This window comes from Acinetobacter sp. UBA6571, from assembly GCF_002434085.1.
GTDB classification, from domain to species: Bacteria; Pseudomonadota; Gammaproteobacteria; order Pseudomonadales; family Moraxellaceae; genus Acinetobacter; species Acinetobacter radioresistens.
Genome location: NZ_DJJJ01000012.1, coordinates 21,174 through 36,841, shown reverse-complemented (window position 1 = coordinate 36,841; position 15,668 = coordinate 21,174). Strand labels below are relative to the sequence as shown.

Genomic DNA, 15,668 nt, shown 5'->3' with positions numbered 1-15,668 from the left:
GCAGAACAATGACCATGACAAAAGCCCCTGTGAAGGTGCTGCCGTTATCATTTAAGGTCTGGATACCCTTCACTACTGAAGTTAAAACTAGGTCGCAGCTTACGATCAGTAGTAGTAAAACCACGTTTGGAGTTAATACTGCTTGAAGCCAGTTGGGCACATAACTACGAGTAGCTGGGAACATTGCAGCAGCAAGAAAAATAGGAGCAACAGCAATTAAAATCCCGATGATTACTTTGCAAATGAACCAAATCAAGAAGAACAAAGCACAAGCTAGACAAGCCAGCCCGAAGATAAAGGAGTAAATCAGGACGAAGAAAAAGCCACTCACAACGTTGGTGATGCCTGTGTCAATGTTGTTAAAAGCCAGTGCGATAGCTTCAAAAATAATAGAAACAAATGATTGAAGTGTGGTTTTGGAATCGGTGCCTGTCATTTCAGTGATCAGGTTCGGCACATCATCTAGGAAAACTTCAGCTACATAAGGAAAGAAGGCATCCCATGAAAAAACGATTGTCCAGATCAGCAGCATAAGCACGAAAGTCGCAATAACTTGCTGAATCTCAACAGGCATACCCAGCATCATTTTCATGCCTTGAAAGGTCAGCCAAATGACAATAAAGCCTGCAAAGACTGGAATAATTGGAGCAGTTACTTTTTGGTAGTAGCCTTGAATATTGTCTTTAATATTTTTATCTACATCTGTGATTAAGCTATCAACGACTGAATCAAGCTCTTGCATTCCGTTTTGCGTCACCTGGGACATTGAATCAGCAATATTGTTATTGCCAGCACCAGTACCAGCATCGGCATTGTTGACTGTTTCTGTCCCCTGCCCTAAGTCTTGAGGATTAGTGTAGTAATCTTCAGCATAAGCAGAACCAAGACTTATGAAGCTAAACAAGAGAAAGAAAACATAAATGATCTTTTTCATAGTGCCTTCTCCCTTAGCGGATCACTGGAATTTCGGGAGGATTCTTATTAGACAATATGAATACTTTTGATGAATCTGATTTACGTAGCGTACCTTCAGAGTAAATAAAACAAGTCGTTAAAGAGCCTTCAGAGCAGTAAGTATCATCTTTTGTGAAAGTTAAGACCCCTGCCGATTCTCCTGTTAGTTTAGGAAGTTTTGCAGGATTAAAAGCGTTCATGTTTTGAATCTGATAGCTGAATTTCTTAACTGCAAAATTGCCCTGCTTATCAGCTTCAGAGATCACATAGTAATCATAGAAAAAAGTTGATTTAGGCGTGTGTTCAGGAATCCATACGCCTGAAATATCGGGCTTAGAAGTAAAGCACCCTGTCATAGCCAAGCTAAGGGAAAGCAGCAGTGAAGGTGCGACAATGGTTTTACTGATTTTCATATTGTTCTCGCTCATAGGTCAAAATACCCGCTTCACTACCGAGCTTCAGCTTTCCATCAACTAACTGAAAGCAGGCATCATTCGCAGCACATAACAAGCCGTTTTCAGGCTTAAATTCCATGTCAGTGAAAACACCTTTAGCCAGTATCGAAACTTTAAAAACGCCTTCTAGGTCACTTGGCGCAATGATTACACGGTCATTAATAATTACGTCATTGGGGTTTTGAGATTGTTGACCGACAGGATTCACCCATGACCCAACGTAATCATTTCCGTTCACTTCAGGCTGTTTAGGTTCGTCAGAACAAGCCATAAGAAACGCTGAAGCGATCAAAGGAAGTGCAAACTTTTTCATGCTGGGCTTCCTTCGTTAAGTGGGTTGATAGCGTCAATACTTTTGTGAAGGTCTGCACTTGGTAATGACTGGAATACACAAGCACATGGAGATTTTTTTAATCCTTTTTGAGAGCCAGTCTTAGTTGCACAAGCGGTTAAGGATGTAATGCTCAATATACAGATGGTTGTAATGATCATTTTTTTCATGGCTTCTACCCTTTTCTCAACAGAGTTATAACAGTATAACTCTATAAGCTTAAAAATAGTGCAAGTTTACTTAAAACTTAATGTTTCAAGTGTTTCAATTAGTAAACAAAACTTAACTTGGGCAGTATTTTGATATTAAAAACATGATGTTATGTTTACTTTTTGTTGTACTAATTATGTGAATTAGAAACTTTTTATTGAAATGATGATTTAAGACTTTGGCTGGTCCGCTGACCAGAAGCCTTATGTAGTGCAGTTTTAGGACATAAAAAGATAGTGAGAGATAAATCAATTAGATAGAAAGTTATTTTTTACTCAAAAAATTAAAGTAAAAATCAATAAAATTTAGAGTTATAACTCTATGAAATTCAATAACAAACGTTAAATTATTCTTATTAATCAGGCATTAATATAAAACTTTTGGAAAAAGAAAAAGCCCCGATAGTCTTGTAACTATCAGGGCTTTATTCTATATTCGGGGTACACAGTTATTTGATGCCGTTAACATCATCTAACGAAGATCGAAGGGTTTGGCGACCACTACGATTTCACCATAAGGCTTGTACCTGAACTCTATTGTTGCATAAATAGAAGTTTTTGCAAGCCGTACTCTGAAAAAACTTCGTTACTTTAATGTCTATTCGTGTATCAAATAAGCGCATTTGTTTATTTGCCGAGTTTCGCCTACTTCTGTGATTTATAAAACTTTATGTTTGTAAGTGCATTGCCTTAAATGGGTTATCAATGGCATAGAGTTTTACAGGCGGATGGTGTAGCAGGAGGACTAAGTGACGGCAGTATCACCATCGCATGAGTATTACATTTTGCCATTGTAATACGCCCGCATACTGATGAAAGACACAATAATTGTGGGGTCGCAGGGAATACGTCTATAGCTTGATAGAAGTGGTATGTTGGGAAACCCCTCGCCGAGTTATCAGTATAGATGAGTGAGCTAATGCGTGTGTCAGGGGAGTTGCAAGACTCTAAATACTCACTTGCTGTAAATGGACTTGCAAGCCATACAGTGCCGATTGAAAGCGATACCGGCTCCAGACCGCAGAGCTTCATGGCAATATTCAAGATAGCTTTTTAAGCATTTTTGCTTAGGCTATCTAGGGTGAATATTGCCGAAATCCGCTCCTCCCCACCACCCGCAGTAAGCGAAGCGTCTGCGGTGTGAGTGGTGATGGAGTGGATGAGAACAATAGTTAAGGTTTTAATATGTATATAAATATATAAAGATAGATATTGATTATTGAGAATAACAATTTAATCTAAAATTAACCTTGATTGATTTGTGAGTACAATATAATATAGGCATAAATAAGTAAGGATTAATTACTATGACTACTATCAGAAGAAGTACCAAAGGTCTTACTCGATCAACAATGATCGGCAATAAGAACTCAGTCAAAGAAGTTGTAAAAGAAGATCGTTTCCAAGCTCGAATTAATTTTGAAGATAAGCAGAAACTCATTAAGTACTGCAAAGACAATAATCTTTCTCTTACGGATTATCTGATCAGCACAATGGTTGATAACGGCATACTTCCTGAAAGCAGACGACCAGCTACAAAAGAAACTAACCAACCTGAATAATTGAATAACAAGGATTATTAAATGAATACTAAAACAGAAAAATTATCGAAAGTAATCGCCCTGGCTAATCAGAAAGGGGGTGTTGCTAAAACCACAACCTCAATTAATTTAGCATTTGGTCTGTCGCTGCGTGGTTATGATGTTCTGTTAGTTGATGGTGACCCGCAGGCATCTTCACTTGAATGGGCTACAGTACGTGACGAAGCTGATATTGATTTAAATATGACTGTGATCGGTGTGCCTAAAACCAACTTGGCTAAAGAAGTTGCCAAACTGAAAACCAAATATGATTTTGTCATTATTGATGGTGCAGGCAGACAATCAGAATTAACCCGATTAGCCTTAGTTGCTTGCGATATTGCCATTGTACCTAATACTACCTCTCCACTTGATGCGTGGGCTACTAAAGCGACTATCGCATCCATTAATGAGATTCAAAGCTACCGTGATTTTTCTGCTTACTTCTTACTTAGTGGCGTGAAGAAGAACACTAAGATTTTTACTGAAGTAAAAGACTGGTTAGCTGAAACTTATCCGTTGCCGATCTTCGATACAGTTGTTGAGCTAAGAACTGCATATTCCCGCAGCTTGGGTGAAGGTTTAACAGTCTTTGAATACAAAGATGATAGCGGGCGAATGGACAAGAAGGCGATCATTGAAGTGAATGCGTTAATTGATGAAATCCTTAGCCGTGAAAACATTGTGCAGCAAGAGGAAGCCATTTAATGAGAGCACCTAAAAGCATTGCTACTGCTACTAGCAATGCTCATCTGGCAAATGAGAAGTCACACGTTGTTAATTCAATGAATCATGACAAGATTCAGAAAATCGCAATCAATCCCGACCTGTATAAAAAAATCGTGAAAGTAGCTGATAAGCGAAAAATGGTACTGGCAGACATTGCCCGAACTGCATTAGAGTTTTATTTAAATCATCCTGAAACTGAATACAGCGAAGAACTTAGCAAGGGCAATTCAAAGAAACTGATCTATACGATCAATTACTTGCTTGATATTAAGATTGATAACTTCAAAGCGAACTATGGTATCAATCGAAGTGACCAGCTTAGAAATGCTCTATCAGCTTGGTTGATCAGTGAGAACCTACTCAAATAGGTGATGATATGGAACAGGAACGAGCAGCCAGCGTTATTATTAACAATGACGTTGATCAGAAGAATTATGAATATTTACTGACGCAAGTTGATCAGGTCGCTATTGAATATGCAGTAAACGAACTGGCAACACAAAATAAACGACCCTACTTGTCCAATATCTTTAAAGTGTTAGATATATCGCCCCGAAAATAAGGGGCTTTCTGCTATTTAAAGGGGCTAAAATGTTCAAAATAGTGTTTAGAAGTCTGCTGGTCATAGCCTTGCTAATGCCTGCAATCATTATCTATTTTTTCCCGCAGCTAACAGGGACCAAATTCTTTTTTATCAGTATGGCTATTTTCTGCCTGATCTTACTTCGACTTAAAGGCATATTACTTTTTTTAGGCATCACTTATGCCAGTATTTCAAGCATGTTCTCAAAGCACTAAAACACAATATATAGCGGAGTTCCTTTTACCCCTTAATACAATATATTGTGTCCCCCGCTCTGTCGCCCTCTGCTAATAAAACCATGATAGCCAATACTGTCAATCGGTTGACTGCTCGAAAACTTCCTTAGCTTTACCAATGCTGAAGCATTGCCAAAACATGCGGAAGTTTTCGAGCCAAATTAAGTAGAATGTTTTGTATGACCTTCAGTGCAATCACTACCCATAAAATGCTCTATTTTTCTTTATTTACGACTTTTAGGAAAACCGTATGGTTTTCCCTTCTCACACTCTAAAAAAGTCTACAGGGGGAAAGCTGCTTTTAATAAAAATTTCATTGTTTATCTCATTATTTTGTCTAAAGCTTTTTCATTACAGTATATTAAAAAAAATATTAATTCCTAACTCATATTTGATACACGTAAAATAAAATAAAATTTACTTAAAAAATAAGAATTGGGTTTTTAAGGTTTATAAATACTTTTAAATGTTTTTAGAAACGCTGAAAGCCTTTACATACAAGGGTTACAGAACTTATTTAATGACAATTACTTTGCTATTAAAAGACAGTTTCTTTGTTATTCAAAGACAATCTCTTTGCTATTAAAAGACTATTACTTTGTTTTATGATGACACCTATTGATTATGTCCTTTTAATGACATAAACTATAGTTGTCTTTTAATAATAAGTGAATTTCATAATGTCAAATGATCTAGTGGTTAAGGATAATGTTTTAATTAATGCAAGTTATAACCTAGAAGTCACAGAACAACGACTAATTCTTTTATCAATCATTACGGCAAGAGAAACAGGACAAGGAATAACCCCTGAAAGTAGATTAAAGATTCATGCTAGTGACTATGCAGAGCGATTTAATGTTAGTAAAGAAGCTTCATACGATGCCTTAAAAAATGCAGTGAATAATTTATTTGAAAGAAAATTTACTTTTAAAGAACAATTAGATAACGGCAAAGAAATTGTCGTTAAATCACGTTGGATTTCGCAAATTTCTTATATACCTCACCTGGCAATCTTAGAGATTATTTTCTCTCCTGCGGTAGTGCCATTAGTCACTAGACTGGAAAGACATTTTACAAGTTATCAGTTAAAGCAAGTTGCACAACTTACCAGTAAGTATGCAATTCGACTTTATGAATTATTGATTGCTTGGCGCAGTTTAGGGAAAACGCCCATTCTTGAAATCAGTGATTTTCGTCAAAAAATAGGCGTTCAAGATACTGAATATAAAACGATGAGCGACTTTAAGAAAAGAGTTTTAGAGCCTGCGATTGAACAGATCAACAAGGAAACAGATATTACGGTTAAGTATGACCAACATAAAACAGGAAGGGTAGTATCGGGCTTTGAGTTCAAGTTTAAGATTAAAGGGGAAGCAGCTAGTAAAAAGACTACTACCCAAAAGAAAAAGGTTGAGGAACTATTCTGTAAGATCAGTGATAAACAGGTTGAAATCTATTCTAATAAACTTTCAAAACAACACGAATTAAGCGATCTTGCTGGCAATAAAGATTATGCTGCATTCGCTATATGGATTGGAAATATTCTAAGAGATAAGGACAGCGTAAGACCTGAAACAGCAAAAAGAATATTTACAGCCCTTCATACATTAACGGACTTTAATAAGTAATTACTGCATTACATTTATATACCTATATTATTTTGTACTCACAAAATAATATAGGTATAATTTCTTTTAGGTCGATTGGCGATCTAATAAGAGGTAAGCATCATGCAGCTAGATTTTGGTTTTCCTGTTGTCGAAGATTACGAGCAAAACAGCAACGTTAAATACACAGTTGATATTTCCCACCTTCATTACTTTTATATATTGGTCAATTCTTGTGGTGTCCTAGAAAAAAGTAAGTCTAAGATACATGCAAAAATTGACGACTTTACTGCCATTCTGGAATGTGACAATGAGCAGATTGCAGATGAAGTCTTAAGCTGTATAAAGGGAGCTAAGAAAGGGACAAGATACCGTGTGCCAAAGTTTAACCCTCTCTATTTCAGTTTAGTCGGGGAGCAGTTAATAGTTGGAAATCTTCAGTAAATAGAAAAATGGGTTTTGATAAATCCCAACGCTTCAGATCAGTGCCTAGCAAGTGGGACTATAACTGACACATTATGCCAATAGGGGGGTATCCCCCTATTTTTTCACTTATAAGAAAAACAATAACTTATGAAGTTCAAGATGAAGATCCGGTACTGGCCACAGCTGCATGGTCAATGTCATATTTTGCCACTCAATCCTATAAATAATTAACCCCCCTGCCCTACTGTCGCAACCCTGCGGGATTGCTCGGCTATTCCCGCTTATAAGCAAAAGGAAGCAGTTGAGGGTCTGCGGTCAGCTAGCCAAAATCACAGATTTTGGCTGCTTCGCTTGCCCCTTCAACGGTAATCAGGGAGGGAAGGTTTTGCACTTTCCATAGTTCGCAAAGTGGACACTTTGCTCTGTATATACCCGCTATGATTCATTTACATTTCTTTACCTAATTTGTTTTGTACTCACAAATCAATATGAGTATAATTATTTTATTAGGTCGATTGGCGATCTAATAAGAAAGGAAGTTAAAAAATGAATCTATATGAACAAGTTACAAACCAAATCATTGAACTGATGGAAACTGCAACCAGCTCACAAGAGCTATGGTCAAAGATCGGAAGCACTGATCTATTTGCACCGAAAAACCATGTAACAGGCGACTTCTATAACGGCATTAATATTCTGATTCTGGCAGCAGCTATGCAGAAATTCGGCTACCAGCATAATGAATGGCTTACATTCAACCAAGCTAAAGCAAACAATCTGAAGGTTCGCAAAGGCGAGAAATCAACAGTATGCGTATTCTATAAGCCGATTGAAAAAGACACTGTAAACCCTGAAAGTGGCGAAGTAGAAAAAGAGCGTTTTGCGATTGCTAAACCCTTCTACTTGTTCAATGTTGCACAGCTTGAAAACGTCACTATTTCAAACAATGAAACCAGCCTAGAAAATGAATTTTCTAAAATTGAAGCCGGTGAAATTATCTTGAATAACCTTATTGAGAAGAAAGGCGCAGCTATTCAGATCGGTTCGAGTGATTCAGCGTACTACGTGCCAAGCGTGGATAAAATTGTTTTGCCAGCTAAAGAGCAATTTACAAAAGCTGAATATTTCTATTCTGTTCTATTCCATGAAGCAAGCCATTGGACAGGAAATAAAAGCCGTTTAGACCGTAATTTAAGCGGGCGTTTTGGCTCACAGTCTTACGCTATGGAAGAACTAATTGCAGAGCTATCAAGTGCCTTCACTTGTGCGAAAACAGGCATTGTGAAGCATACAATTGAAAACCATGCCTGCTATTTAAAATCATGGTTACAAGTCCTGAAAAATGACACTAAGGCAATTTTCACGGCAGCAGCCCAAGCCCAAAAAGCCCACGAATTTATCATGAACTAACAGAAGCCCCGCAAGGGGCTTTTTTAATTCCTGATCATTTACATTTTATTACCTAATTTGTTTTGTACACACAAATCAATATAAGTATAATAATTTTATTAGGTCGATTGGCGATCTAACAATAAAACAGGTACTTATAAATGAAAACCCAAGTAAGCCCAAAAACAGTTTTAAACCTTGTAGAAAATGTTTTGTTGTCAAAACGGAATGCTACAAAGGTGATGCAAGGTATCTATTTAAAGAAAAGTAAAGCTGAAATTTTCATTGTTCTAGGTCAGCACAAAGCAATCACTATCTTTTTTAAAGGACGCACAGAGTTGTTTTTAGAAGCTACACGGCATGAAGATATGGACGATGCTATATATCAAGCCAAAGACTATTTAAAGCGAATCTATGAGATTCTGGATGAAGTAGCAAAGAGATAATAAAAGCCCCGCAAGGGGCTTTTTTAATGCCTAGCACAGACCAACCAAGACACAAAAATCAGTTACATTTAATTACCTAATTTGTTTTGTACACACAAATCAATATGAGTATAATTATTTTATCAGGTCGATTGGCGATCTGATAAAAATAGGAATTAAGAAAATGACCGATTTAGTTTTATTAAATGCCGATGAAATCCAAGCAGCAAGCTATGACAGTTTTAATGCAATTGACTTAAAGGGATTTCAAACCATGCAAGATGCAGATGAGCCACGTTTTACTGTACCTATGGGGCTGATGGTGTTTTATTGGGAATCTGCGCTTTACCAGTCAGCTAGTAATCTTTCAGATTCATACAATGGCGGATTCTGGAAAACTGAAAACGGATTTTTTGAGCTACAGACTGATGAAAGTTTTGTTTTAGAAAATGGATGGGGCAGCACGTATGAAGTGACAGCAACAGAATTTTCAATGATTGCTAATTTGTATGCACTTTCGCACCTGGCAATGGCAACCTATGAATCTAAACCAGCTATCAACCGCAGAGCCGTTTTCTTTAGTGACTACATCAAACAACTGATGGACAAAAACAGAGGGATTTTAAATACAAATGCTATCTATTTGATGATTGACTAAAAGAAGCCCCGCAAGGGGCTTTTTTAATGCCTATCACCCTTCTTAGACCAGAATCCAGCAATATGACCAACCCACAGAAATAAAGCCTATAGGCGAGAAATCAGGAGCATTTAAACCAAGTCGGAAAAGTTACATTTAATCACCTAATTTGTTTTGTGCTCACAAATCAATATAAGTATAATAATTTTATTAGGTCGATTGGCGATCTAACAAAAAAGGAAGCAAATAGATGAATACTAAATTTTCGCATCTTGAAACTAAACTGATTATCCGTGACCTACTGGAAACTGTGCCTTTTGCTACATTCTCAAGCCCATACCGAAGCGGGGCATATCTGATCAGTAATAAAAAATCGTTTTATGTATCATTTGGAAATTGCGACATAGGTACAGCTAATATCATCACTATTTTTATTAATAAAGCACCTTATGAGTTTTACTTTACCAGTGAACACGGTAAAGCTGAAACGGCATACTTTGAAGCCCTTAGTATTTTTCAAAAGATCATTGAGTATTACTTTCAATATCAAAATGCAGATGAAGATGAATTTTGAATAAGTCCCGCAAGGGACTTTTTTAATGCCTGCTTAGTTACATTTAATTACCTAATTTGTTTTGTACTCACAAATCAATATAGGTATAATAATTTTATTAGGTCGATTGGCGATCTAGCAAAAAAGGATACAAGCACATGGCAATTTTCAACTACACAGATGCAGGTCGTTTTTACTATGTAGGTAGTCAGATTATTACTAATAAACTGACTGGAACTGTTTATTATATTTCACTCGTTGAAAAGGTAGTGATTGCATATAAGGGAAAATCTAAAAAGCCTTTTATCTACACTAGATTTAAAACAGTTGAACGTATGAAAGAAGCTGTTTCTCAAAATATTCAATCAGACAACTTGAGCCATCAAAACGCCATCAAGAACAAGGAAGAACAAAAAGCCCGAATTAAAAAATTCCGTGATCAGTTAGAGATCGGGACGATCTTATATACCTCATGGGGATATGAGCAAACAAATGTAGACTTCTATCAAGTTATTGAGAAAAGCGGGGCATATTGTGTCATCCGTGAACTTAAACAGGCTTATGATGCAACAGGTTCAATGCAAGGTTATGTTGTGCCTTTACCGAATGAATTTACCAGCAAAGAGCCAATGAAAAAAAAGATCATGGATAACTATATCGTGATTCATCAGTCTGCAAATGCAACAGTATTAGATTTTGAATTATTGCCGACAGGTACAAAAGTTTATAAACGCTGCTATACATCATCATACGCATAAAACAGTTGACCCCCTGAAGGGGGTCAATTCACTACAGAGGAAAATATGAAGCATTCAAAATTAATATATAAAGATTGGCAATTATATTTAAGGCTCTTATTTGAAAATAAATAGGGGTAATAGTCACCCGCATTTTTTTGATGTTTAGATTTCTAATGCTTCAAAAAAATGCGGTTCATTGCGTATCATATAATGAATATTAAGGAACTGAAAAAATGAATAATGCTCAATTCAAAATTGAATGCTTCAGAAATGGTTTATATAGCCCAGAGCAAATAATTGAATTTTACAAGGTAGTCCACACGGAAGAAACTAAGTACAATAGCCGTGATGCTCAACTTTGGATTAATGGGAAAAGCTCTAGGGAATATCAAATTGACCCTAAAGCAATTCAAATTTTAGATATGCTTAATGCAATCAGATCGGAAGTAATTGCAAAAGAAAAAGAGCGTATAGAACTTGGTAATCCAAGATATAAATATCTATTCAAAGGTGAACAAGCACTATGGTCGGAGCATCACGAATTTATAAATTTACCTGTCAATTTTTATAATTCAATAATGGTTGAGCTAGGTAAAAAAGATTTAATTTATTTTGAATTTTCAAAAAAAGATATTGAATCCTAAACGATAGGGCAGAGCAAAGTGTCTACTTTGCGAACTGAAAAAATCTGAAAAATCCTCCCTTCTCTGATTACCGTTGAATGGGCAAGCGAAGCAGACAAAATCTGTGATTTTGTCTAGCTGACCGCAGACCCGAAACTACTTCCATGTAACCTATAAGCGGGATTAACAAAGCAATCCCGCAGGGTTGCGACTGGAAAAAATTAAATTATATTTTTACCAGTTTGAATATTCTTTAATTTGTAGAGCCTGAATTATCAACTAGAGTTGATTTAGATTTTTTTGATTGTTCCCGATCAGCAATAAATTTGTCACCAGCAATTTTTAAACTGTCAAAATGTTGGGGATTGGATTTATATGATTCAAGAGCCTTTAAAAGAACACCAGTAATAATTCCTTTATCTTCAGTTGGGAAATCTACCATTTCAAAAAGCGCACCAATTGAAATTAATTTATGTTCACGTTTTTTGCGATCTTTAACTTGAGCAGCTTGAGCATCTTTTTTCAAACTAGCTAAAAGTTTTTTTTCATCTTCCTTGATTTTTTCTAATTCTAAACGCGCTTTATGTTTTTTAAATTCATTTTTCATTACACGTTCAAATGAACTAATTTGCTGCTTTGTTGGTGAGCCTGATTCAATACTTTTAACAAGTGACAAAATTAAATCTTCAGTTTGGTTTCTATTCTCTAATCCCTTCAAACGAGAGATTTCATCAGTTACAAACTTTTTTTGATCTTCAGTAAATTTTAGATTTTCGATAGCCATTGCCACTTCCTCATTGTCAATATTTTTAAATCATAGCATAACTAAAAATAGAGGAAATCTATTACAGCACTAAACAACAAAAATCATATTAAATTATTAATTTCTGACTTTTCCAATTAAAGAAATATTTATTCTGAGTATGACTTGAATTGAAAAACTATTTAGCCAGGTGATCATTTTTCATAGGATTTTTAAAATCTTAAAATTGGCTTTCAGTCCTTTAGTTTAAAAAAATATCCTAATGTCTACCTAATAACAAAAAATTACAGTTTCTAGCTTAAAAAAATCCTTATTAATCATGTCCCTTATAGACCCTTAGATTTGGGGTTTCTGAACTAAGGGTTATCACCTTGTAGCGAATATATATTGAAGTTATCATGACAACAGCAGTTGGAATGCACGCTTCCGCGTTTCTCTCCGAGAAACAAAAAAAGCAGATTCAAAATAGGCGAATTATGGCGATTTATCATTTATCAGTTAAATCAGGTAGGCAATACGGTTCTTCGGGAAGTCGAGGGGCAAGCCATTACGCTTATATAAATCGTGAAGGTAAATACAAAAGAGAAGATTTAGAAAATATAAAATCAGGAAATTTACCAAATTGGGCTAAAGATGCTGCTCACTTTTGGAAGTCAGCAGATAAGAACGAACGCATTAATGGACGTATTTATACTGAATTAGAAATTTCATTGCCTAGAGAATTGAATAAAGAACAACGTGAAGAATTAGTACAGGAATTTGTAGATAAGACTCTAGGTAAAAACTTCACATATTTCTATGCAATTCATAGCCCATTAGCAAGTGATGGTGAACAAAACCCTCATATTCATTTGATGTTTAGTGAAAGAAAATTAGATGGTATTGATCGTGACGAAGTACAACACTTTAAACGCTACAATCCGACTAATCCTGAAAAGGGCGGGGCAGGTAAAGACCGCTATTTTTCATCTAAAGTTTTTGTGGCAGATATACGCTTATCATGGGCTAACCATGTAAACGATTTTTGCGAAAATTTAGGTCTTGATGCTCGTATAGATCATAGAAGTTATAAGGCTCAGGGGCTTGAATTATCCAGTCAAAACTTCAGGGCTGATTATGTTAGTAATCATAAATATTTCATTAATGAAAATATAAAAAATATACGTCATCAAAATGGCGAAATTATTATTGAGCGTCCTTCGGAAGTTATTAGAGCTTTAACTTCTAATCAGTCTGTATTTACTGCCCGTGATCTTGAGCGCTTTGTTATGGCTCATACTGACAGTCAAGAACAATATCTTAAAGCCTATGAAGCTGTAATGACTTGTCCTGATATGGCAATGTTGTTTGGGAAAGATAAGGTTGTATTCTCATCAAAAGAATTGGTCGGAATTGAAGATTCTATTACTGCATTTATCTACAATGCCAATGAGCAAAGTCGAGTACAGAAGCCATTTAATTTAACTGAAAAATTCACTTTAAATGCTGTAAAAATTGCTGATAAAAGAACATTCAATAGAGAGCAAGAAGCAGCCTATTATACTTTGACTTCTACTGATCGAATCTCATTGCTAAATGGTTCGGCTGGTACTGGTAAGTCTTATGTTCTTAGTGCTGTTGCTGAAGCCTTCAAAACTTCAGATTATAAAGTTCATGGTATTGCTTTGCAGGCAATTACAGCTAGAGCTATTTCTGACGATTGTAATATTCCAAGCAGTACAATTGCTTCATTCCTTGCCCGATATGAAAGTGGTAACTTTGAGATCAATAATAAGACTGTCTTGATCTTAGATGAAGCGGGGATGGTCGGCTCAAGAGACATGCAAAAACTTCTCATGATCGTAGAGAAGCATGATGCTCAAATAAAACTTGTTGGTGATAGTTATCAGTTAAGTGCTGTTAGTGCTGGTTCTGCATTTGCTCATATTCAAGATAACCTTGATAAGAAAAATATTGCTTCATTAGAAGATATACAACGACAAAAATATGCGAAGGAATCAGAGAAAATGATTGAAGCATCTAAGTTGTTATCTAAGCATGAAGTTGACAAAGCATTAGATATTTATAAGACCATTAATGCTGTTAATGAATATGAATCTCACGATCTAGCACTAGCCAAAACTATTAAATCTTGGAGTGAAGATTCTAGCAAAAATAAGTTAATGCTTGCTCATTCAAATAATGATGTGAATGAATTAAACCGCATGGCAAGAAATGTATTAATTAAAAATGGTCAACTTTCTGCTACTGGTAATCATGTTAAAACTGCTTTCGGTGATATTGAAATTACTGTCGGAGAAAAAATTGTATTTAAGCAGAATGATTCAAAATTAAAAGTTAGTAATGGTGAAACAGCAAAAGTAATCGGTTTTGATAAAGATAATCTTAATAACATTAAATTTATGATGGTTCAGTCAGATAAAAATAATGAGATCATTAAAGTAGATTTAAATGAATACAACAAATTTAAATATGGTTATGCAAATACTATTCACTCATCACAAGGTATGACTGTTGATAATGCCTATATTGTGGCGAGTGAGAACATGAATGCTAATTTAACTTATGTTGCTTTGACCCGACATAAATATAATGTCGAAATTAATTATTCTGCTATGTCGTTTACCACGAATGAAAAAGAATTCGTTAAACGTCCAGATGGGAAAATCTCATACGATCAGAATTACAATCCTGTTGAAAAAGAAGTTACACCTTTTGAAAACTTCAAAAAAGTTCTAGGACGATCAGAAAAGAAAGAATTTTCTACAGACTTCACTTTAGTAGACAAACAAGAAAAATTAATCAAAGCATATCTTCAAGATCACCGCCACCATATTGAAGATAAGCGGGAGATATACGGAATTAACTCGAAGATACATGCTTTAACTTCAGCGAATCGTACATTCACGAAGGAAGAAATTGTTACCGAGGTTCGTGCGAATCTTAAATCTAAATCTATTTTAGGTGATGAGATCGGTAGCATTAGAGGTATGAAAATTGCAAAAGGTGAGCTTCTCAAACTTGAGGAAGGGTTACAGATCAAGACTGGATTCTTTAAGAAAGAAACCTTTGAGAAGGGAACAGAATTAAAGGTTCTTGATGCCTACAAGGTGAAAGATAAACCAATGATTAAAGCTCGAATCAATGATATGGAATATGAGATTCCATTTGAAAAACTTTCTGTTAAGTATTCAGATCGGTACTTCACAGAGTTTAAAGATCAGAGCGCACACCGTTTTACTGCCCGCAATAAAACTGAAGTTTATAGCGAGTACCGTGAGCAGTTATTGAAGCAAAAGATTACTGCACCGGAAGAAAATTTGAATGCTCCTAATCACAAGATGAAGCTGCAAAGCAATCTTAATACTACCCCTAGAAATACACCTAGAATCTAACGTCACCTGGCATAAGTAAGTGAAAATAACAAA

General features: G+C 35.7%; 17 protein-coding genes. 13 read left to right on the top strand and 4 right to left on the bottom strand.

The features are described 5' to 3' along the window. From B3X18_RS02165 to B3X18_RS02155, 3 genes are all read right to left on the bottom strand, one after another. Positions 1 to 934, bottom strand: a 934-nt coding sequence (locus B3X18_RS02165) for a type IV secretion system protein (RefSeq protein WP_286935100.1), incomplete at its 3' end; no start/stop codon positions are given. 13 nt (positions 935 to 947) lie between these two features. Continuing rightward, positions 948 to 1,382 (bottom strand): hypothetical protein, encoded by a 435-nt coding sequence (locus B3X18_RS02160; RefSeq protein WP_227499309.1) that lies wholly within the window; start codon positions 1,380 to 1,382, stop codon positions 948 to 950. Beyond that, positions 1,354 to 1,722, bottom strand: coding sequence for a hypothetical protein (locus B3X18_RS02155; protein WP_005108933.1), 369 nt, complete (start codon positions 1,720 to 1,722; stop codon positions 1,354 to 1,356). The genes B3X18_RS02160 and B3X18_RS02155 overlap by 29 nt, the downstream gene beginning before the upstream one ends. Positions 1,723 to 3,256: 1,534 nt before the next feature. Between B3X18_RS02155 and B3X18_RS02150 the strand changes: the two genes are divergently transcribed. From B3X18_RS02150 to B3X18_RS02095, 12 genes are all read left to right on the top strand, one after another. Continuing rightward, the gene (locus tag B3X18_RS02150; RefSeq protein ID WP_005108934.1) at positions 3,257 to 3,511 is read left to right on the top strand and encodes a hypothetical protein; all 255 of its coding nucleotides are present in this window, start codon (positions 3,257 to 3,259) and stop codon (positions 3,509 to 3,511) included. A gap of 21 nt (positions 3,512 to 3,532) precedes the next feature. Continuing rightward, positions 3,533 to 4,237, top strand: coding sequence for a ParA family partition ATPase (parA, locus tag B3X18_RS02145; protein WP_005108935.1), 705 nt, complete (start codon positions 3,533 to 3,535; stop codon positions 4,235 to 4,237). Next, positions 4,237 to 4,626: a hypothetical protein gene (locus B3X18_RS02140; RefSeq protein WP_005108936.1), complete on the top strand. Its 390-nt coding sequence runs from the start codon at positions 4,237 to 4,239 to the stop codon at positions 4,624 to 4,626. The genes parA and B3X18_RS02140 overlap by 1 nt, the downstream gene beginning before the upstream one ends. Before the next feature lie 8 nt (positions 4,627 to 4,634). Continuing rightward, complete coding sequence (locus B3X18_RS02135) at positions 4,635 to 4,820, top strand: hypothetical protein (protein ID WP_005108938.1); 186 nt, start codon at positions 4,635 to 4,637, stop codon at positions 4,818 to 4,820. A 937-nt stretch (positions 4,821 to 5,757) separates the two neighbouring features. Then, a complete protein-coding gene (gene repM, locus B3X18_RS02130) occupies positions 5,758 to 6,705 on the top strand; it encodes a replication initiation protein RepM (RefSeq protein ID WP_005108939.1) in 948 nt (315 codons plus the stop codon). Positions 6,706 to 6,807: 102 nt separating this feature from the next. Continuing rightward, positions 6,808 to 7,128 (top strand): hypothetical protein, encoded by a 321-nt coding sequence (locus tag B3X18_RS02125; RefSeq protein ID WP_080550645.1) that lies wholly within the window; start codon positions 6,808 to 6,810, stop codon positions 7,126 to 7,128. Positions 7,129 to 7,656: 528 nt separating this feature from the next. Further along, positions 7,657 to 8,520, top strand: a complete 864-nt coding sequence (locus B3X18_RS02120; RefSeq protein WP_005108942.1) for an ArdC family protein — start codon at positions 7,657 to 7,659, stop codon at positions 8,518 to 8,520. Between the two features lie 140 nt (positions 8,521 to 8,660). Then, entirely contained in the window at positions 8,661 to 8,945 is a 285-nt protein-coding gene (locus B3X18_RS02115; RefSeq protein WP_005108943.1) for a hypothetical protein, read from the top strand. Between the two features lie 163 nt (positions 8,946 to 9,108). Beyond that, positions 9,109 to 9,582, top strand: a complete 474-nt coding sequence (locus B3X18_RS02110) for a hypothetical protein (RefSeq protein ID WP_005404865.1) — start codon at positions 9,109 to 9,111, stop codon at positions 9,580 to 9,582. Positions 9,583 to 9,811: 229 nt separating this feature from the next. After that, positions 9,812 to 10,135 (top strand): hypothetical protein, encoded by a 324-nt coding sequence (locus B3X18_RS02105; RefSeq protein WP_005108945.1) that lies wholly within the window; start codon positions 9,812 to 9,814, stop codon positions 10,133 to 10,135. Positions 10,136 to 10,272: 137 nt separating this feature from the next. Further along, positions 10,273 to 10,872 (top strand): hypothetical protein, encoded by a 600-nt coding sequence (locus tag B3X18_RS02100; protein ID WP_005108946.1) that lies wholly within the window; start codon positions 10,273 to 10,275, stop codon positions 10,870 to 10,872. Between the two features lie 215 nt (positions 10,873 to 11,087). Further along, positions 11,088 to 11,498, top strand: a complete 411-nt coding sequence (locus tag B3X18_RS02095) for a hypothetical protein (protein WP_005108947.1) — start codon at positions 11,088 to 11,090, stop codon at positions 11,496 to 11,498. A gap of 232 nt (positions 11,499 to 11,730) precedes the next feature. Here B3X18_RS02095 and B3X18_RS02090 read toward each other — a convergent pair whose 3' ends face one another. Beyond that, positions 11,731 to 12,261, bottom strand: coding sequence for a conjugal transfer protein TraD (locus B3X18_RS02090; RefSeq protein ID WP_005108949.1), 531 nt, complete (start codon positions 12,259 to 12,261; stop codon positions 11,731 to 11,733). Between the two features lie 455 nt (positions 12,262 to 12,716). On the opposite strand from B3X18_RS02090, the gene B3X18_RS02085 reads away from it, so the two are divergent. After that, entirely contained in the window at positions 12,717 to 15,635 is a 2,919-nt protein-coding gene (locus B3X18_RS02085; RefSeq protein WP_034672425.1) for an AAA family ATPase, read from the top strand. Positions 15,636 to 15,668: the final 33 nt, after the last annotated feature.